The organism is Sphingobium sp. AS12, from assembly GCF_019097845.1.
Lineage (GTDB): Bacteria > Pseudomonadota > Alphaproteobacteria > Sphingomonadales > Sphingomonadaceae > Sphingobium.
In genome coordinates this window covers 260,449-277,760 of record NZ_JAHRGM010000001.1, presented here as the reverse complement: position 1 = coordinate 277,760, position 17,312 = coordinate 260,449, and the positions used below count along the sequence as shown (strand labels likewise).

Below are 17,312 nucleotides of genomic sequence, written 5' to 3'. Positions count from 1 at the left end.
CCTCATGGCGCGGCCGCTACGGTGCCGCCCGGAAAGCAAAGCCCCTTAGCGGCACTAGGGGCGTTGGGCAAACGTCAAATCCCCCAACCCACCGTGCTCCCGCGCAGGCGGGAGCCCAGTTGAAACGGCGCGACCGGGCTCCCGCCTGCGCGGGAGCGCACAGGCTTTACCGCTCCGACAGATAATAGCGCTCGATCGCGCTCAGATCGTCGGCCAGTTCATAGACGATCGGCTGGCCGGTCGGGATTTCCAGTTCGGTGATCTCGTCATCTGGAATGTTCGACAGATGCTTGACCAGCGCGCGCAGCGAATTGCCGTGGGCGGAGATCAATACCCGCTTGCCCGCCTTCAGGTCCGGCGCGATGCGGCTTTCCCAATAGGGCAGCACGCGGGCGATCGTGTCCTTCAGGCTCTCGGTCTGGGGAATCGCGATCCCCGCATAGCGGCGATCCTTGCTCAGGTCGAACTCGCTGCCCGCTTCCAGCACCGGGGGCGGAATGTCGAAGCTGCGGCGCCAGATCTTGACCTGCGCGTCGCCATGCTTGGCCGCCGTCTCCGCCTTGTCCAGGCCCGTCAGCCCGCCATAATGGCGCTCATTCAAGCGCCAGTCCTTCTCAACCGGCAGCCACAGCCGCCCCATTTCCTCCAGCGCCAGATTGAGCGTCTTGATCGCGCGGGTCTGGAGCGAGGTATAGCATTGGTCGAAATCCAGCCCCTTGGCCTTCATCAACTGCCCCGCCGCCCGTGCTTCGCCCGCACCCTTCTCGGTCACGTCCACATCCCACCAGCCGGTGAAGCGGTTTTCCAGATTCCATGACGACTGGCCATGGCGGATTAGAACGAGGGTGGGCATCGGGCACGTCTCCTGCGCATCGGGAAAAGTCTGCCGCCCCCCATAACGCGCGAAACGCCCGGCGCAAGCTTGCAGCGGCGCGCGCGGCCCCCACATTGCAGTCGACAGGGCGATGGGCTAGCCATGGCGGACCGGGCAGAAGGAACACCCACTTGGCATTTGTGAAGGGCGCGTGGCGCATATTGGTCGCGATCAAGGACGGGCTGGTCCTGCTGTTCCTGTTGCTGTTCTTCGGCGCGCTCTACGCCGCCCTCTCCTTCTCGCCCAAGCCCGCCGCCAGCATCAGCGCGGGCGCGCTGCTGCTCGACCTCGACGGCACGATCGTCGAACAACCCGCCGAAACCGATCCCTTCGCCCTCCTGTCCGGCTCCGGCCCGGACATGAAGGAATATCGCCTGTCCGACATCGTCACCGCGCTGGAGGCGGCAAAGACGGACAGCAAGGTCAAGGCGGTCGTGCTGAACCTGGATGGCTTCATGGGCGGCGGTCAGGTCGCCATCGCCCGCGTCGGCCAGGCGCTCGATGGCCTTCGCGCCGCGAAAAAGCCGGTCCTCGCCTACGCCACCCTCTATACCGACGACAGCTACCAGCTCGCCGCCCATGCCAGCGAAGCGTGGAGCGATCCGCTGGGCGGCGTCGCGATCATGGGCCGGGGCGGGTCGAGCCTCTATTATAAAGGGCTGATCGACAGACTGGGCGTCAACACTCATGTCTATCGCGTCGGCACATACAAGAGCTTCGTCGAACCCTATATCCGCGCCGACCAGTCGCCCGAAGCCAAGCAGGCCAATCAGGCTTTGGCCGATGTTCTGTGGCAGAACTGGCAGGATGATGTCGCCAAGGCACGGCCCAGGGCGAAGATCGCCGCCTATGCCGCCGACCCCGTCGCCGCCGCCACCGCCGCCAATGGCAATATGGCGAAGGCCGCCTTGTCCGCCGGCCTGATCGACAAGCTTGGCGACGCCACCGCTTTCGGCGCGCGCGTTGCGGAAATCGCAGGCGAAGCGTCCGATGCCAAGGCTGGCACATTCGCCAAGATCGACCTGGCCGCCTATGTCAAAGCGCGCAAACCGGCCAATGACGGCCAGATCGGCGTGCTGACGGTCGCGGGTAACATCGTCGATGGCGAAGCTGGTCCCGGCACGGCTGCGGGCGACACGATTTCGGACCTGCTGCTGACCGCGCTCAACGAAAAGGATTTGAAAGCCCTGGTCGTCCGCGTTGATTCGCCGGGCGGTTCGGTCCTGGCGTCGGAAAAGATCCGCAACGCGATCCTCAAGGCCAAGGCGGACGGACTGCCCGTGGTCGTCTCGATGGGCAATGTCGCGGCCAGCGGCGGCTATTGGGTCTCCACCCCTGCCGACATGATCTTTGCGCAGCCGGATACCATCACCGGATCGATCGGCGTGTTCGGCATCCTCCCCAGCTTTGAAGGCACGCTGGCCAAGATGGGGGTCACCACCGACGGCGTCGCCACCACGCCCCTGTCCGGCCAGCCGGACCTTGCCGGGGGCACATCCCCGCAATTCGACGCGATCATGCAGATGGGGGTCGAGGATATCTATCGCCGCTTCGTCGGCGTCGTCGCCCAATCGCGCCGCAAGACCCCGGCGCAGATCGACGCCATCGCGCAGGGCCGCGTCTGGGACGGCGGCACAGCGCGGCAGAACGGCCTTGTCGACCGCTTCGGCGGGCTGGAGGACGCCATCGCCGAAGCCGCCCGTCGCGCGAAAATCGACCCCAAAGCCGCCCGCGCCTACACCATCGAAAAGACGCCCGACAAATGGGCCGCCTGGATCGAGGCGATGGCCGAGCGCGACACCGACGACGCAGGCGCACCCCGCGACATGCTGGCGCGCCAGGCCATGGTCCAGCGCGGCTGGGCGATGCAGGCGGTCGCCGACGTCAAGGCGCTCGTCACCGGCGCAGGCATCCGCGCCGACTGCCTGGAATGCCGCAGCTACGGCGCGCCGAAGATGCAGAGCGCAGCGGATGAACGCGGCATGATGGCGATGATCGCCGGGTTGTGGCGCTAACCCCTTCTCCCCAATGGGGAGAAGGATACGCAGCCTTACCCGCGTAGCGGGTTAGGCGAAGTTGGAAGAGGGGGTTCGACGTTAATATGGCGCTCCAACGTGAGGTCGGCGCTCCGCCTCCTCAAGCAAGGGAGTTGCATATGATTTTTCGTTATCTTTTCAACGTCATCCTGAACTTGTTTCAGGATCCATCGCGCGCCACAACCCGCCGCTTGTGACGATAAATGGATGCTGAAACGAGTTCAGCATGACAAAGTAAACGAGATGCACTCCATATGCGATAGCCCGGCTCCCCAAAGAGAGAGGGTACTACCCCTCCTCATCCCGATACACCGGCAACCCCAGCCCGCGCCAAATCGCCACCGCGCGCAACACGAACCCCAGCAGCGCCGCAATCAGCCCCGCCACCGGCACGTCCAGCCCGGCCATCCGCAACCCCACGAACAGCCCCGCCGCGACCGCCGCCGCCGTCACATAAAGTTCGGGCCGCAACAGGATCGACGGTTCGCCCGCCAGCAGATCGCGCATGATCCCGCCGACGCAGCCGGTCACCACGCCCATCATCCCGGCGACAAAGGGCGGCACGCCGAAACTCATCGCCTTGGCCGCGCCGAACACCGCGAACGCCGCCAGCCCGATCGCATCCAGCCAATCAAGCGCCCGCTCGCTCCAGAAGCGGCGCGGCGTACACCAGACGATCACCGCCGCACACATGCAGGTGATGGCAGGCGCGGCATCCACGACCCAGAATACCGGCGCGCCGATCAGCAGGTCGCGCAACGTGCCGCCACCCACCCCCGTTACCAGCGCGAAAAAGGCGAATGTCACCAACGTCTGCCGCAGCCGCGCCGCCGCCAGCGCCCCGGACGCGGCGAACACGAATGTGCCGATAATGCTGAGCGTCTCCAGCACCGGGCCGATGGTGGTGGCGAGGAGGGGTGTGGGTGGGAGCATGACTATACACTTACATCCGTTCGTTTCGAGCGAAGTCGAGAAACGTTGCGCACCCCAAACCCGTTCGGGCTGAGCGAAGTCGAAGCCTTTGCCTGAGCGGAGGCGAAGGCACCTCGCTTCGCTCGGTAGAACCCTTCGACTTTGCTCAGGGTGAACGGCGGTAGAGTACCCCTACTTCCGCCCCTTCTCCCCCGCCAGCCGGCTCATCAATATCGCCGCGCGCTTGGCCTGGCGTTTCATACTCGACAGGTCGGCCTGTTCCGCCGGGCTATGGTCGCCACTCGACGTCACGCCCAGCCCCACCAAGCCGTCCGTATCCTGCGCCACAAAGCTGATGTCGCCCGCGCCACGCTTCAGCGGGTCCAGTTCCGGCATCACCGCCAGCCCCAGATCGGCATTGACCCCGTTCAGCTTCGCCAGCAGCGCGCGATTGCCAGCCGTGGGGGCCATCGACGGATAACCCATGTCGAACGCGATCGTCGCCGACGTGCCGGGCAGATGCCCTGCGCCAACGATCGCCTGCATCTTCTCCCGCACCCGCGCCGTCTGTTCCTCACTCAGCGTGCGAAAATCGCCCTTGGCCACGGCGATCGGCGGAATGATATTGGTTTTGCCCGTCACCGCGATCCGCACGCCGTCCTTGTCCACGTCCGCGCTCTGCCCGCCACCGATCAGCCCGACATTGAAGGTCAAATTGGGTTCGGGCAGCTCCTTGCGAAACGCCACGATGATCCGCGCCAGTTCATAGACCGCGCCATCGCCCGCACTGGCGGAGAAAATCCCCGAACTATGCCCCGACTTGCCGGTCGCGGTCAGCGTCCAGCTGTTGGAGGATCGCCGCGCGATCGACCCCATATCCTTGCCATTTTCCTGGCTCAGACCCTCAAAATCCAGCGCCACATCGGCGCGCTTGCCGGCGGCAATCAGGTCGGCCCGCGCGATGCTGATCGGGTCGCCCGAATCCTCCTCGTCCCCGGTCAGCACCACCTCGATATTTGCGGCCTTCAGCGTGCCTGCCGCCTGCATGGCTTTGAGCGCCAGCAGCATCGTGACGACCCCGCCCTTGTCGTCCGCCACGCCCGGCCCGCGCGCCAGATCGCCCTTGCGCTCGAACTTTTGAAACGGCGAATCCGGCTCGAACACCGTATCCAGATGCCCGATCAGCAGCATCTTCGTGGTCCCCGCCTTCCCCTTATGCACCGCGATCAGATGCCCGGCGCGCTTGGCCGCATCCATCGGCTGCCAGGTCACGACAAAACCCAGCCTCTCAAATTCAGGCCGCAGCATGTCGGCCACCGCCTTCACCCCGACCAGGTTCATCGAACCGCTATTCTGGTTCACCAGTTTTTCGAGCAGGCCGATCGCGGGTTCATAGCCCGCCTCGACGCTGGTGGTGATTGTGCGTTCGGCGGGGGACAGCGCTGCCCCGGCGGGCATCCCCGCCATCAGCATCACGCCCGCGATCAGGCCTGCCCGCATCCTCACTTGGCCAGTTCCGCCTCGATGGCCGCGACCAGCGCCGTGTCGTCCGGCGCGGTCGTCGGCGCAAAGCGCGCCGCCACGCTGCCATCCTTGGCGATCAGGAATTTCTCGAAATTCCACAACACTTCCGGCACCGGATTGGGGGTCATGCCATAGCCTTTCAGCTTCTCGCGGAACGCATCGCCATCGCCCTGCGCTTCCGGCACAGCACTGGTCAGCGCGGCATAGAGCGGATGCTTGTCCGGCCCGGTCACCACGATCTTCTCGAACATCGGGAAATCGACACCGAAATTGGTGGTGCAGAAGGTCGCGATCTCGTCGTTGGTCCCCGGTTCCTGCGCGCCGAAATCATTGGCGGGGAAGCCCGCGACCACCAGCCCCTTGTCCTTATAATCGGCGTAGAGCTTTTCCAGCCCTTCATATTGCGGGGTCAGGCCGCATTTGGACGCGACATTGACCGCCAGCACCACCTTGCCCGCATAGTCCGCCAGGCTCGTGTCCGAGCCCTTGATCGTCTTGAGCGGAATCTGCTGAATGTCGGTCATATGATCGTCTCCTGTGAAAATTTGCGTGTAGCCTGCCACTATATCGCCGCGCCGAACAGATGCCCCGCACCCGCCGTCACCGCCATCGCCAATGCGCCCCAGAACAGGGTCCGGCTGATCGATCGCACCACCCGCGCACCGCCCAGCCGCGCACCGACATAGCCCAGCAGCGCCAGGCAGAGCAGGCACAGGCCTACGATCGCGACAATCGCGCTGCCCGCCGGCACGATCGCCGCAACCAGCACCGGCGGCGCGGCCCCCACGGCAAAGCTCGCCGCCGACGCCAGCGCCGCTTGCACCGGCCGGGCCGTGGCGATATCGGAAATGCCCAGTTCGTCGCGCGCGTGCGCGCCCAGCGCATCGGCAGCCATCAACTGCTGCGCCACCTGCCCCGCCAGATCGGGCGTCAGGCCGCGCTCGACATAGATGTCGCGCAGCTCCGCCCATTCCTCGTCCGGCTGCGCGGCCAGCGCATGACGCTCCTTGGCCAGGTCGGCGCGCTCCGTATCCGACTGCGCACTGACGGAGACATATTCCCCCGCCGCCATCGACATCGCGCCCGCCACCAGCGCCGCGATGCCGGTCAGCAATATCGTCTGCCCGTCCGCCCCGGACGCGGCGATGCCTGTCATCAGGCTGGCGGTCGACACAATCCCGTCATTGGCCCCCAGCACCGTCGCGCGCAGCCAGCCGACCCGGTTCACATAATGAACGGCATGATGCGGCTGGTCGGTTACAGTGTCCATTGGTCAGCCCTCGTTACGTTCCTGCCCCACCCTGCCGTCGGTTTGGCGCGAAGTCGAGTGTCCCATGATACGTGCTCCCGCGCAGGCGGGAGCCCAGTCCCACGCTATCAACTGGGTTCCCGCCTGCGCGGGAACACATCAGCCTTAACCCGCCAGTCCTTCCGCCTTCTCCGCCAGTTCCAGCCAGCGCATTTCCGCCGCTTCTTTCTCCGCCCGCGCCTTCTCGATCGCGCCGGTCAGCGCATCGAAGCGCTTGCGATCGCGCGTATAAAGCGCCGGGTCCGCCAGCAAATCCTCGTCCCGCGCAATCGCTGCTTCCAGTTCCTCGACCCGCTTGGGCAGCAGCTCCAGGTCGCGCTGGTCCTTGTAGCTGAGCTTGGCCGACACCGGTTTCGGCGGCGCGGGCGCGGCGACCGCCTTCTTCTCGGCTTTCACCGTCTTGCGCGGATCGCGCTTGGCGATCCAGTCGGCATAGCCGCCCACGATCACATCGACCACGCCGGTCCCGTCCAGCCCCAGCGTGACCGTCACCGTCCGGTCCAGAAAGTCGCGGTCATGGCTGACGATCAGCACCGTGCCGTCATAATCGGCAATGACTTCCTGCAACAGGTCGAGCGTTTCCAGATCCAGATCATTGGTCGGCTCGTCCAGCACCAAAAGGTTGGATTCACGCGCAAATTCCCGCGCGAACAGCAGCCGCGAGCGCTCCCCGCCGGACAGTGTCGCGACCTTCGCCTCCGCAAGGCTCGGATCGAACAGAAAGTCCTTCAGATACCCATGGACATGCTTGCGCACTCCGCGCACGTCGATCCAGTCGCCCCCCTCGGCCAGCACTTCGCGCACCGTCTTGTCGCCCTGCATCAAGCTGCGCTGCTGGTCGATGAAGATCATGTCCAGCGTCTTGGCCTGGCTCACCGTCCCGCTGTCAGGCTGCAACTCGCCGGTCAGCAGCTTCAGCAACGTCGTCTTGCCCGCGCCATTGCCGCCGACAATGCCGATCCGGTCGCCGCGCTGGACCCGCAGCGACAGATTGTCGATGATCGTGCGGTCGCCGAACATCTTGGTGGCATGTTCGACCTTGATCACGCTCTTGGTCTTGCTGTCATCGCTGGCCACCGCGATCTTGGCGACGCCCTGCGGCCCGTTCATCGCCGCGCGCGTCTCGCGCATTTCCCACAGCTTGGCCAGCCGCCCCTGGTTGCGCTTGCGCCGCGCTGTGACGCCCCGCTCCAGCCAGTGCGCCTCTATCTTCAGCTTCGCGTCCAGCTTTTCCGCCGCCCGCGCCTCTTCGGCATAGACCGCTTCCATCCACTGCTCGAAACCGCCAAAGCCGATCTCGTTGCGCCGCATCTGCCCCCGGTCCAGCCACAGCGTCTGCCGCGTCAGCCGGGTCAGGAAGGCGCGATCATGGCTGATGACGATGAAGCCGCCATTATAGCGCGCCAGCCAGTTTTCCAGCCAGTCGATCGCGGCAATATCCAGATGGTTGGTCGGCTCGTCCAGCAGCAGCAGGTCCGGCTCGCTCGCCAAGGCCCGCGCAATCGCCGCCCGCCGCCGCTCGCCGCCGCTCGCTGTCTTGGCCTCACGCGACAGGTCGATGCCCAGCTGGTCGGCAATCGCCTCCACTTCATGCGCGGGTGGCGCAAACTCACCCGCCAGCGCGAAATCATGCAGTGTCGCGAACGCACTGACGTCCGGGTCCTGCTCCAGCGTGATGATCCGCGCGCCCGGCTGCACCGACCGCACGCCTTCGTCCGCTTGGATCTGCCCGCCCAGCAGCTTGAGCAAGGTCGTCTTGCCCACGCCGTTGCGCCCGATCAGCGCCAGCCGGTCGCGCGCGCCGACATGAATATCCATCCCGCGAAACAGCCAGTGACTGCCCTGCGAGAGGCCGAGATTTTCAAACGAAAGAAGAGGTGCTGCCATGCGCGTGCAGCTAGGGCGTTGCGCGCGCCGGGGCAAGAGGCCGTGGAGCCCCAACCTGTCTGACGGCTTTCAACGCATGTCAGCATCCATTCATCGCAGCCGTCACAAACAGGCGACATCCCAACAGGAGAGTTCCCCCCATGAAATCCGCCCTCGCCCTTATGGCGCTTGCCGCTTCGTCGCTGCCGATGGCCGCCATTGCCCAGACCAATGTGACCATCGCCGAAACCGCGCCGGTCGTGACCCTGAACGTCACCGAAAGCGTCGAGGGGTCGCCCGACATCGCCACCGTCGGCACCGGCGTCCAGACCCGCGCGCCCACTGCGCAGGCCGCGATGCAGGACAATGCGGCAAAGACCGAGAAGCTGATCGCCGCCCTCGCCAAGGCCGGGATCGCGAAAAAGGATATCCAGACCAGCGGCATCAACCTCTCCGCGCAATATGACTATAACCAGCGCGAAGGCGAACCCAGCGGCGCGCGCTTCATCGGATATGACGCGTCGAACCAGCTGACCGTCAAACTGCGCGACATCAAAAAGGTCGGCCCGCTGCTCGACGCCATGGTGGCCGCAGGCGCGACCAACATCAACGGCCCGACCTTCGCGATCGACAATACCGCGCCGATGCTGGTGCAGGCCCGCGGTGCCGCGCTCAAGAGCGCCAAGGCCCAGGCCGATTTCTACGCCCAGGCCGCAGGCTACCGCTCCGCCCGCCTGCTTTCGATCGCCGAAAGCAACAGCGGCGGCCAGCCCCCCATGCCGATGCTGCAAAGCGCCCGCTTCAAGGCCGACGCTGCCCCCACCACCCCGGTCGAACCCGGCCAGGTCAGCGCATCGGTCACCCTGACGGTGCAATACGCGCTGGAACGCTGATCCTCATTCCTCAACACGCCAGCGCAGGACCGCCCGGTCCGCGCTGGCCCCGGCCACGATCCGCGCATCAATGCCCCGATCGGTAAAGCGCTTGAGCAGCGCCTCATGCCCTGCCCCGCGCACCGCGACATCCACCGGGATACCGACACGCTGCGCCGCCCAAAGCGCCAGCGCCAGCTGATCGGCATCACTCGGCACATCGTCGCTGTCGATCGACAGGGTCGGCAATGGCAGAACCGGCGGGGCTATCTCTATCGTCCAGCCCGGCGTCATGGCGGCGGCCCGCCGCTCCAGTTCGCGATAGCTGGCCAGCCCGGCGTCGGGCAGCGGCCTTGCGCGCACCACCGCCCGCTTGTTGCCGCTATCCACCGTCACCCCATCCATGGAAACGCCCGCGACCAGCGCAAGATGCTCGGTCATCCGCGCGACCTGGCCCTGCACCTCCCGCCGCACATTCTGCGTCGCCAGCAATTGCGCGGATTCCGTGTCGGTGCCTTCGCCCACGCGAATCTGCTCAATATCCAGCATGACCGGCTGGCCCAGCACATCGGTCAGGATGCGCGACGCGCGCGCCGCCGCATTTTTCTCATAGCGGCTGGTCAGCACGCTGGCGGTGACGGCCAATGGCTTGGCATCGAAATCCAGGTCGATCTGGCTGATCCGGGCATCGTCGGGAAATTCGCGGCGTATGATGTCGCGCGCGTCCCGCGACGCCCGTGCTTCCCACGCAATTTTTTGCAGGGACAATCCCAGCGGCATGGCAAGCGCCACGAAAATCACGATGATGAAGCTGGTCTGCACCCAGCTTTGTCGCGGCGACAGCGTGCGCCCAAAGCCATAGAGGCGCGCCATGATCCCCACTGCCAGCGCGATCGTCACGAAATTGGTGAAGAACAGCAGGAACGCGCCCCCCGCCACCGTGCCATTGAGCGTCGCCAGCCCAAAGCCCACAGTCGCCAGCGGCGGCATCAGCGCAGTGGCTATGGCCACGCCCACGATCGTCCCGGACTTTCCCCGGATCATCGCATAGGCACCGGCCAGCGCCGAAAACAGCGCCACCATCAGGTCGAACAGATTGGGCCGGGTCCGCGCCGCAATCTCGCTCGTCACGGTCTGCAAGGGCGATAGCAGGACGATGAAGGCGGTAAAGAATATCGCCACCGCCGCCCCGCCTGCCAGCGTCGTCAGCGTGCGCCGGATTTCCTGCGAATCCGTCGTCGCCAGCGCAAAGCCCAGCCCGACAATCGGTCCCATCAGCGGGGAAATCAGCATCGCGCCGATCACGACCGCCGGCGACGACAGCAACAGCCCCAGCACCGCAATGCCCGCCGACATCAGGATCATGAACGCATAGCGCGGCGTCCATCCATCATCCTCGCGCACCCGCTCGACCACGCTTTCATGGTCGATTTCGCGGATCACATGGCTGCGCCACCATCGCGGCACGGCGCGCCAAAGGGGTGGATCGACGACGGAGGCTTGATCTTGAATGGCCATGTTTACGGGGCATAAGGCAGGATGATACGGCTTGCCAGCCTGCAACGTCGCTTCATTCACCACCTGTTCAATGCCTTCCGCCTATGCCATGCCCATGAATATGATGCGCAAAAGTCTGATCGCCGGAATCATCGCCATGGGGGCCGCACTCGCGCTGGTCCCCGTTGCAGACGCAGGCGGACGACGCGATGAGCAGGACGCCGCGCGCCGCGCCATGCTCGAAGGCCAGGTCATGCCCTTCGCCATGATCAAGCGCCGCGTCGATTCGCAGATGAACGGGGCCAGCTATGTCGGCAGCGAATTCAACCCATCCTCCAACCGTTACCGCCTGAAATATGTGAAGGACGGCAAGGTCATGTGGGTTGATGCGGACGGCCGGACAGGCGATATCATCGGCTGGGCGCGCTGACCGCGCCTGACACGGAATAGAAACGGAACAGCCCATGCGTCTGCTGATCGTCGAGGATGAACCAAGTCTGGGCCAGCAGCTCAGGAACACGCTGGAGGGCGCGGGCTATGCCGTCGACCTCGCCACCGATGGCGAGGACGGGCATTTCCTTGGCTCGACCGAAAATTACGACGCGGTCGTGCTGGACCTTGGCCTTCCCACCATTGACGGCCTGACCGTTCTGGACCGCTGGCGCAAGGAAGGCCGCGCCTTCCCCGTGCTGGTGCTGACCGCGCGTGACAGCTGGTCGGATAAGGTGGCGGGGCTGGACGCGGGCGCTGACGACTATCTCGCCAAACCCTTCCAGTCCGAAGAGCTCATCGCCCGCCTGCGCGCCCTCATCCGCCGCGCGTCGGGCAATGCGTCGAGCGAACTGACCGCAGGCGACGTCCGCCTCGACACGCGATCGGGTAAAGTAACGCTCAGCGGCGATCCGGTAAAACTCACCGCGCAGGAATATAAGCTCCTGTCCTACCTGCTCCACCACAAGGGCAAGGTGGTCAGCCGCACCGAACTGATCGAACACATCTACGACCAGGATTTCGACCGCGATTCCAACACGATCGAAGTGTTCGTCACCCGCATCCGCAAAAAACTGGGCGCGGACGTCATCACCACCATCCGCGGCCTTGGCTACAGCCTGGACGAGCCGGGGCGGTAAGCAGCCTTTCCCCCTACCCCGTTCGGGCTGAGCCTGTCGAAGCCCTGCACTTTCTTAAGAAGGACGGCCCTTCGACAAGCTCAGGGCGAACGGATATGGGAACAGTCTGAAAATATGACCGATCCCATCACCCCTCTCCCCGTCCACTCCACCGGCTCCATCAGCCGCCGGATGATCGGCATCGCCGCGCTGTGGATCAGCGTGCTGCTGGTTGGCGGCGGCGTGGCGCTGGACCGGGTGCTGACGGACGCCATCACCCGCAATTTCGACGATGGCATGAATTATGTGCTGACCGCGATGATCGCCGCGTCGGAAATCGGCCCCGACGGCGAAGTCCTCTTCAACCGCGAACTCGCCGACCAGCGCTTCCTCGAACCCAATAGCGGCCTCTATTATCAGGTCAGCGCGAAGGGGCATGAGGACTGGCGCTCCCGCTCGCTCTGGGACCGCGCGATCAAGGTCCCCGCCGATCATCATGACCGCCACCTCCACGTCTATGACAGCAAGCAATTTCCCGGCGAAGATCTGCGCATCATGGAGCGCACCGTCGTCCTGCCCGGATCGAACACCCGCTGGATGTTTGTCGTAGCGCAAGCGCGCCAAGGGCTGAACGCCCAGATCCGCACCCTGCGCACCACGCTGGTGCAGAGCTTCGCCCTGCTCGCGCTCGGCCTGTTCGTGCTGGCCACGCTCCAGACCATTTACGGCCTGCGCCCCTTGCGCAAGGTGCGGCTGGAAATCATCCGTATGCGCGACGGCCTCAAAAGCCGCGTCACCGAACCCATGCCCGCCGAAGTGCTCCCCATGGTCGAGGAGTTGAACGCCCTGCTCGCCCATAACGAACGGCAGGCGGAGGAAGCGCGCACCCATGCGGGCAACCTCGCCCATGCGCTCAAGACCCCGCTGACCGTCATCATGAACGCCGCTACCGCGCAGGCGCCCGACCTTGGCGAAACGGTGATCCGCGAAGCCACCACCATGCGGCGGCAGGTCGATCATCACCTCGCCCGCGCCCGCGCCGTCGGGCGGCGCGGTGCCGCGCAGAGCCGCGCCGACGTCTGGGCCAGCCTCACCGCCGTCGAACGCGCCGTCGCCCGCCTCTATGCCCATGTCCGCGTCGATATGGACGGCGACAAGAACGCCGCCGTCCGTGTCGAGCGGCAGGATCTCGACGAAATGCTCGGCAACCTCGTCGAAAACGCCGCCAAATATGGCGGCGGCAGCGTATTCGCAACAGTCCAGCGCGCAGGCGACATGGTCGAGATATTGGTCGAGGATGACGGCAACGGCATCCCCCCGGAGGAGCGCACCCGCATCTTCGACCGCGGCGTCCGCCTCGATTCCGGCAAACCCGGCACCGGCCTTGGCCTGGCCATCGTCCGCGACGTCGCCGAAATCTACGGCGGCACCGTCACTCTGGAAGAAAGCGAGGATCTGGGCGGCCTCCTGGTCCGCCTAAAACTCCCTGCGGCCTAAAACCTTCTCCCCACGGGGGAGAAGGATACGAAGCCTTGGCCGCGAAGCGGCTTAGACGAAGTTGGATGAGGGGGCACGACGCCAAAGCCACCCTCCACCCTTGCCATCCACCCCCGCACCTGCGAAGCAATAGCATCTCACGCCCCACCCCGGCCAGAACAGGAACCCCATGCGGCGGCACCTCTACCTCATCGCCGGCTTCGCCTCGCTCGGCCTCGGCGCGATCGGCGCCTTCCTGCCGCTGCTCCCCACCGTCCCCTTCATGATCCTCGCCGCCTTCTGCTTCGCCCGCTCAAGTCCCGCGCTGGAGACAAAGCTGCTGGACCACAAACATTTTGGCCCCCACATCCGCCGCTGGCGGGACCGCGGCGCGATCAGCCGCCGCGGCAAGAAAGCCGCGCTCGCCGCCTTCACCTTCAGCGCCACCCTCGCCCTCTTCCTCTCCCCCTGGCCCTGGTATCTCCTCCCCCTCACCGCCGCCCTGATCGGCGGCACCTGGATCTGGACCCGCCCGGAAGCGTGAGGGGGGATCGCTAGAAGAACGACGCCAGTTCCCTCACTTCGTCATCCCGGACTTGATCCGGGATCCATTCCCGCAAGACTAGCGATTGAGCGCAAACGTAGAGCCAATGGATCCTGACTTCCGTCAGGATGACGACGCTGTTTAATTGATAGCAAACAGCGCCCCCCTCCCTTCTCCCCACGGGGGAGAAGGATACGCAGCCTTACCGATCGCTATGAGGTTAGGCGAAGTTGGAAGAGGGGGACCGACGCAGGCGGCGCAGACATATCGAGAGGCCGCCACACCACCTTCGTCACCGTGGCAATGAACGACCAGAAGCGGACCTTTAACGCCTTCTTGCTACTAGGCATCCCGAAGGAGACGCTATGCCATTCCGAATGCCAATTCTCGCATATGTGACGCTACTCGCAGGGTGTGGTCCAAAGCCGCCGGAAGTAGTTCACGTTGGCGATGCATATCTGCGCTTTCCCCGACACGACTTTTATAGAAGTATCACAGATGATGGAGCGTCTCGCCCGTCCTTTGTAGCATATGTAACGCCTGAAGAGGATCGACAACAAAGCATCAACCTCGAATATGACGATCGAGAGATAATTGAAAACAGGATTGATGCTGAACGAAAGGGAATACCCTACATTTACCGAGGTAGCTTTCAATTCAGATCTTCTCCCGACGCCTTCATCGTTAAGCGGCCATGGGGAACGTCGATCTGCCTGAGAAACTCGATAAAAGTCGGATCGCTTAGCAACTGTGCGACCAATGTGACCTACCGAGCAGCGCGCTGGAACGTATATTTCCAATATGAAATGCTAGACAACCGAATGAACGTAAAGGAGCGCGGTCTGTCCGTTTTAAGGGCCTACACTATCAAATCCTGATGTCGTAAGCCGCGCGTCCGCCATCCACCCCTGACGGCCATTCCCTAAAATCGCAGATTTGCGTGCATTTTCAGTGTTACAACCGTAACCTCTTGCAAGAGACTGGTTCATGAAGATGGTTAACAGCCGGGCAAAGCGGACTGTCGCCGAACGACCAGTTTTTGCCGTTCGGACTAGAAATATCTTTCCCCGCTAGCGGACATTATAAATGCCCTGCTACAGCGCTCCATCATGAGAGCCTATCGCCCATGAGCATTCGAAATACCATTGGTCGATGGACGAAACGCGAGGAAGCCGCTCTCCGCCGTCTATTCCATGGCAGGACTGCGAATGATCGTTTTCACGGCTTGCGGCGATCCAGGCGCAATGAAGCAAAGCTGTTTCTTTTGGCGTTCACTCCAGCGATTTTGACCGTCCCTTTTACCGGGAAATGGTCCGATGCTTCATCTACAGGCAAAACCATCATGGTCGTGACTGGTCTATGGATGATTTTCGTTTTGGTGGTCGGTGGATACCTGTTGTTCAGGTCTATCTATAGGACCTCGCGGAAGTAAACTGATTGAAAGCCGCCATTCCGCTAACCACCCTAGCCAGACCCACACGCTGTCCTACAACCACCCCACCTGCTACACCCGTGCCCAGCTCTTTCCCATCGTCCACCCCAGCACGCCCGCGCAAATCCCCCACACGCGACACGGGCGAAGTTTGCGAACTTCCGCACCGCCCGCAACCACCGCCCCGCGTAACATCCTGTCCGCAGTACGCACGAAAATATCGCAATCACCGGGAAATATGCGAAGTTAAGCCCCGCAAATCCTATTTGTCGGTCGCGCCCCAGACATCCTGCGCCTTCACATAACCGCGCTGGCCCTTCACGTCGAAGCTGCACCACCCGCCCGAACAGTCGGACAGGCGCCCGACCACGCCCTTTTGCGCGCGGAACAGCGTCCGCGCGCCATCGCTCGCTGATTCGCGCATCGGCGCTTCGGCCACCCGCACCACGCCGGTAGGCGTGTCGCTCAGCAGGCGGACATGCATCCACCCCTGCGCGCCGTCCGGGTCCTCGACCTTGCGCCACAGGCCCAGCACCTGCACCACCTTCACCGGCAGGTCGCGGCGGCGGTAGATCCAGTTGGACGGGTAATCCAGGCTTGGCCCGACCCGCATCCGCGCCTCCGGCTGCGAAATCGACGCCCAGTAAGGCACGGGCTTCCCCGCCGCGATCACCGCGCCGCCCGCAACGCCCAGCGCCATAACGACGCCCGCGCCCAGCCAGATGCGCTTCATGCCAGACCTGTTTTTCCTGTCACCCATGGCCTTCCCATAGCCGCTGCGCCGCCCCCGCGACAACCGCAGACTTGCCCGATCCGCCATAAGCGCTTGACCGATGGCGCGGGCGGGCATAGCGGCGGGACATGGCCAAAAAACCGCGCCCCGCCAAGCCGCGCGTCATCGTCACGCGACGCCTGCCCCCCAATGTGGAGGCGCGCATGGCCGAACTGTTCGACGCCAGCTTCAATGTCGGTGATCAGCCGATGAGCCGCACCGAACTCGCCCGCGCCATGGCGCAATGCGACGTGCTGGTGCCCACCATCAACGACCAGATCGACGCCACACTGATCGCCGCTGCGCCCGACCGGCTGCAACTCATCGCCAGCTTCGGCAGCGGCGTCGATCATATCGACCTGACCGCCGCCCGCGCCAAAGGCATCATCGTCACCAATACGCCCGGCGTCCTGACCGAGGATACCGCCGACATGACGATGGCGCTGATCCTGTCGGTCCCCCGCCGCCTGGCCGAGGGCGAGAAGCTGGTGCGCAGCGGCGAATGGCGCGGCTGGAGTCCGTCGGGGATGCTGGGCCACCGCATCGGCGGCAAGAAGCTCGGCATCATCGGCATGGGCCGCATCGGTCGCGCTGTTGCCCGCCGCGCCCGTGCCTTTGGCCTGACCATCGCCTATCACAACCGCCACCGCCTGCCGTTCGAGGTGGAGCAGGAACTGGAGGCTGAATGGGTCGGCGACGTCGACGGCCTGCTCGCCGCCTGCGACATCGTGTCGATCCACTGCCCGCTCAACGCCGACACGCGCGGCCTGATCGACGCCCGGCGGATCGCGCTGATGCGCCCCGACGCCTATCTCATCAACACATCCCGCGCGGAAATCACCGACGAAGCCGCGCTGATCGTCGCGCTGGACGAAGGCCGCATCGCGGGCGCGGGGCTGGACGTCTATACCCACGAACCCGCGGTCGATCCCCGCCTCTTCGCCCTCTCCAATGTCGTGCTGCTGCCGCATATGGGGTCCGCCACCTTCGAGGGCCGCGACGCCACCGGCGCGCGCGTCATCGCCAATATCCGCAGCTGGGTCGATGGCCACCGCCCGCCCAATCAGGTGCTGGAAGGCTGGGTCTGAC

At 64.5% G+C, this 17,312-nt stretch carries 16 protein-coding genes; 7 read left to right on the top strand and 9 right to left on the bottom strand.

The window, feature by feature from the left end:
* Positions 1 to 166: 166 nt before the first annotated feature.
* Entirely contained in the window at positions 167 to 853 is a 687-nt protein-coding gene (gene gpmA / locus KRZ98_RS01385) for a 2,3-diphosphoglycerate-dependent phosphoglycerate mutase (protein ID WP_217671880.1), read from the bottom strand.
* 152 nt (positions 854 to 1,005) lie between these two features.
* On the opposite strand from gpmA, the gene sppA reads away from it, so the two are divergent.
* Positions 1,006 to 2,889, top strand: a complete 1,884-nt coding sequence (gene sppA, locus KRZ98_RS01380; RefSeq protein ID WP_217671879.1) for a signal peptide peptidase SppA — start codon at positions 1,006 to 1,008, stop codon at positions 2,887 to 2,889.
* Positions 2,890 to 3,198: 309 nt separating this feature from the next.
* Here sppA and KRZ98_RS01375 read toward each other — a convergent pair whose 3' ends face one another.
* From KRZ98_RS01375 to KRZ98_RS01355, 5 genes are all read right to left on the bottom strand, one after another.
* A complete protein-coding gene (locus KRZ98_RS01375) occupies positions 3,199 to 3,843 on the bottom strand; it encodes a trimeric intracellular cation channel family protein (protein WP_217671877.1) in 645 nt (214 codons plus the stop codon).
* A 171-nt stretch (positions 3,844 to 4,014) separates the two neighbouring features.
* A complete protein-coding gene (locus KRZ98_RS01370) occupies positions 4,015 to 5,322 on the bottom strand; it encodes a M20/M25/M40 family metallo-hydrolase (RefSeq protein ID WP_217672394.1) in 1,308 nt (435 codons plus the stop codon).
* A 2-nt stretch (positions 5,323 to 5,324) separates the two neighbouring features.
* Positions 5,325 to 5,870, bottom strand: coding sequence for a glutathione peroxidase (locus tag KRZ98_RS01365; RefSeq protein WP_217671875.1), 546 nt, complete (start codon positions 5,868 to 5,870; stop codon positions 5,325 to 5,327).
* 38 nt (positions 5,871 to 5,908) lie between these two features.
* Positions 5,909 to 6,616 carry a VIT family protein gene (locus KRZ98_RS01360; RefSeq protein WP_217671873.1) on the bottom strand — a complete coding sequence of 236 codons (708 nt, stop codon included), beginning with the start codon at positions 6,614 to 6,616 and terminating at the stop codon, positions 5,909 to 5,911.
* A gap of 144 nt (positions 6,617 to 6,760) precedes the next feature.
* A complete protein-coding gene (locus KRZ98_RS01355) occupies positions 6,761 to 8,542 on the bottom strand; it encodes an ABC-F family ATP-binding cassette domain-containing protein (protein WP_217671872.1) in 1,782 nt (593 codons plus the stop codon).
* Between the two features lie 140 nt (positions 8,543 to 8,682).
* Between KRZ98_RS01355 and KRZ98_RS01350 the strand changes: the two genes are divergently transcribed.
* A complete protein-coding gene (locus KRZ98_RS01350) occupies positions 8,683 to 9,414 on the top strand; it encodes an SIMPL domain-containing protein (protein ID WP_217671870.1) in 732 nt (243 codons plus the stop codon).
* A gap of 3 nt (positions 9,415 to 9,417) precedes the next feature.
* On the opposite strand, the gene KRZ98_RS01345 is transcribed toward KRZ98_RS01350, so the two are convergent.
* Positions 9,418 to 10,911 (bottom strand): DUF389 domain-containing protein, encoded by a 1,494-nt coding sequence (locus KRZ98_RS01345; protein ID WP_217671868.1) that lies wholly within the window; start codon positions 10,909 to 10,911, stop codon positions 9,418 to 9,420.
* A gap of 70 nt (positions 10,912 to 10,981) precedes the next feature.
* Here KRZ98_RS01345 and KRZ98_RS01340 point away from each other — a divergent pair, with 70 nt between their 5' ends.
* The 4 genes from KRZ98_RS01340 to KRZ98_RS01325 all read left to right on the top strand — a co-directional run bounded on the left by KRZ98_RS01340 (position 10,982) and on the right by KRZ98_RS01325 (position 14,019).
* A complete protein-coding gene (locus tag KRZ98_RS01340) occupies positions 10,982 to 11,320 on the top strand; it encodes a hypothetical protein (protein ID WP_217671867.1) in 339 nt (112 codons plus the stop codon).
* Positions 11,321 to 11,354: 34 nt separating this feature from the next.
* Positions 11,355 to 12,020: a response regulator transcription factor gene (locus KRZ98_RS01335; protein ID WP_006953141.1), complete on the top strand. Its 666-nt coding sequence runs from the start codon at positions 11,355 to 11,357 to the stop codon at positions 12,018 to 12,020.
* A 171-nt stretch (positions 12,021 to 12,191) separates the two neighbouring features.
* Entirely contained in the window at positions 12,192 to 13,496 is a 1,305-nt protein-coding gene (locus tag KRZ98_RS01330) for a HAMP domain-containing sensor histidine kinase (RefSeq protein ID WP_217672393.1), read from the top strand.
* Positions 13,497 to 13,665: 169 nt separating this feature from the next.
* Positions 13,666 to 14,019, top strand: a complete 354-nt coding sequence (locus KRZ98_RS01325; RefSeq protein ID WP_217671865.1) for a YbaN family protein — start codon at positions 13,666 to 13,668, stop codon at positions 14,017 to 14,019.
* A 1,218-nt stretch (positions 14,020 to 15,237) separates the two neighbouring features.
* Here KRZ98_RS01325 and KRZ98_RS24345 read toward each other — a convergent pair.
* Both KRZ98_RS24345 and KRZ98_RS01320 read right to left on the bottom strand, forming a co-directional pair.
* Positions 15,238 to 15,363, bottom strand: a complete 126-nt coding sequence (locus KRZ98_RS24345; RefSeq protein WP_302849058.1) for a hypothetical protein — start codon at positions 15,361 to 15,363, stop codon at positions 15,238 to 15,240.
* A gap of 350 nt (positions 15,364 to 15,713) precedes the next feature.
* The gene (locus KRZ98_RS01320) at positions 15,714 to 16,184 is read right to left on the bottom strand and encodes an SH3 domain-containing protein (RefSeq protein WP_254798009.1); all 471 of its coding nucleotides are present in this window, start codon (positions 16,182 to 16,184) and stop codon (positions 15,714 to 15,716) included.
* 128 nt (positions 16,185 to 16,312) lie between these two features.
* Between KRZ98_RS01320 and KRZ98_RS01315 the strand changes: the two genes are divergently transcribed.
* Positions 16,313 to 17,311 carry a D-glycerate dehydrogenase gene (locus KRZ98_RS01315; RefSeq protein WP_217671862.1) on the top strand — a complete coding sequence of 333 codons (999 nt, stop codon included), beginning with the start codon at positions 16,313 to 16,315 and terminating at the stop codon, positions 17,309 to 17,311.
* The last annotated feature ends 1 nt before the right edge of the window (position 17,312 follow it).

Bases quoted from the DNA above. Each gene is read 5' to 3' on its own strand.
- gpmA (WP_217671880.1), bottom strand. From the start codon at position 853: ATGCCCACCCTCGTTCTAATCCGCCATGGCCAGTCGTCATGGAATCTG.
- KRZ98_RS01375 (WP_217671877.1), bottom strand. From the start codon at position 3,843: ATGCTCCCACCCACACCCCTCCTCGCCACCACCATCGGCCCGGTGCTG.
- KRZ98_RS01370 (WP_217672394.1), bottom strand. From the start codon at position 5,322: ATGCGGGCAGGCCTGATCGCGGGCGTGATGCTGATGGCGGGGATGCCC.
- KRZ98_RS01365 (WP_217671875.1), bottom strand. From the start codon at position 5,870: ATGACCGACATTCAGCAGATTCCGCTCAAGACGATCAAGGGCTCGGAC.
- KRZ98_RS01360 (WP_217671873.1), bottom strand. From the start codon at position 6,616: ATGGACACTGTAACCGACCAGCCGCATCATGCCGTTCATTATGTGAAC.
- KRZ98_RS01355 (WP_217671872.1), bottom strand. From the start codon at position 8,542: ATGGCAGCACCTCTTCTTTCGTTTGAAAATCTCGGCCTCTCGCAGGGC.
- KRZ98_RS01350 (WP_217671870.1), top strand. From the start codon at position 8,683: ATGAAATCCGCCCTCGCCCTTATGGCGCTTGCCGCTTCGTCGCTGCCG.
- KRZ98_RS01345 (WP_217671868.1), bottom strand. From the start codon at position 10,911: ATGGCCATTCAAGATCAAGCCTCCGTCGTCGATCCACCCCTTTGGCGC.
- KRZ98_RS01340 (WP_217671867.1), top strand. From the start codon at position 10,982: ATGCCTTCCGCCTATGCCATGCCCATGAATATGATGCGCAAAAGTCTG.
- KRZ98_RS01335 (WP_006953141.1), top strand. From the start codon at position 11,355: ATGCGTCTGCTGATCGTCGAGGATGAACCAAGTCTGGGCCAGCAGCTC.
- KRZ98_RS01330 (WP_217672393.1), top strand. From the start codon at position 12,192: ATGATCGGCATCGCCGCGCTGTGGATCAGCGTGCTGCTGGTTGGCGGC.
- KRZ98_RS01325 (WP_217671865.1), top strand. From the start codon at position 13,666: ATGCGGCGGCACCTCTACCTCATCGCCGGCTTCGCCTCGCTCGGCCTC.
- KRZ98_RS24345 (WP_302849058.1), bottom strand. From the start codon at position 15,363: ATGATGGTTTTGCCTGTAGATGAAGCATCGGACCATTTCCCGGTAAAA.
- KRZ98_RS01320 (WP_254798009.1), bottom strand. From the start codon at position 16,184: ATGAAGCGCATCTGGCTGGGCGCGGGCGTCGTTATGGCGCTGGGCGTT.
- KRZ98_RS01315 (WP_217671862.1), top strand. From the start codon at position 16,313: ATGGCCAAAAAACCGCGCCCCGCCAAGCCGCGCGTCATCGTCACGCGA.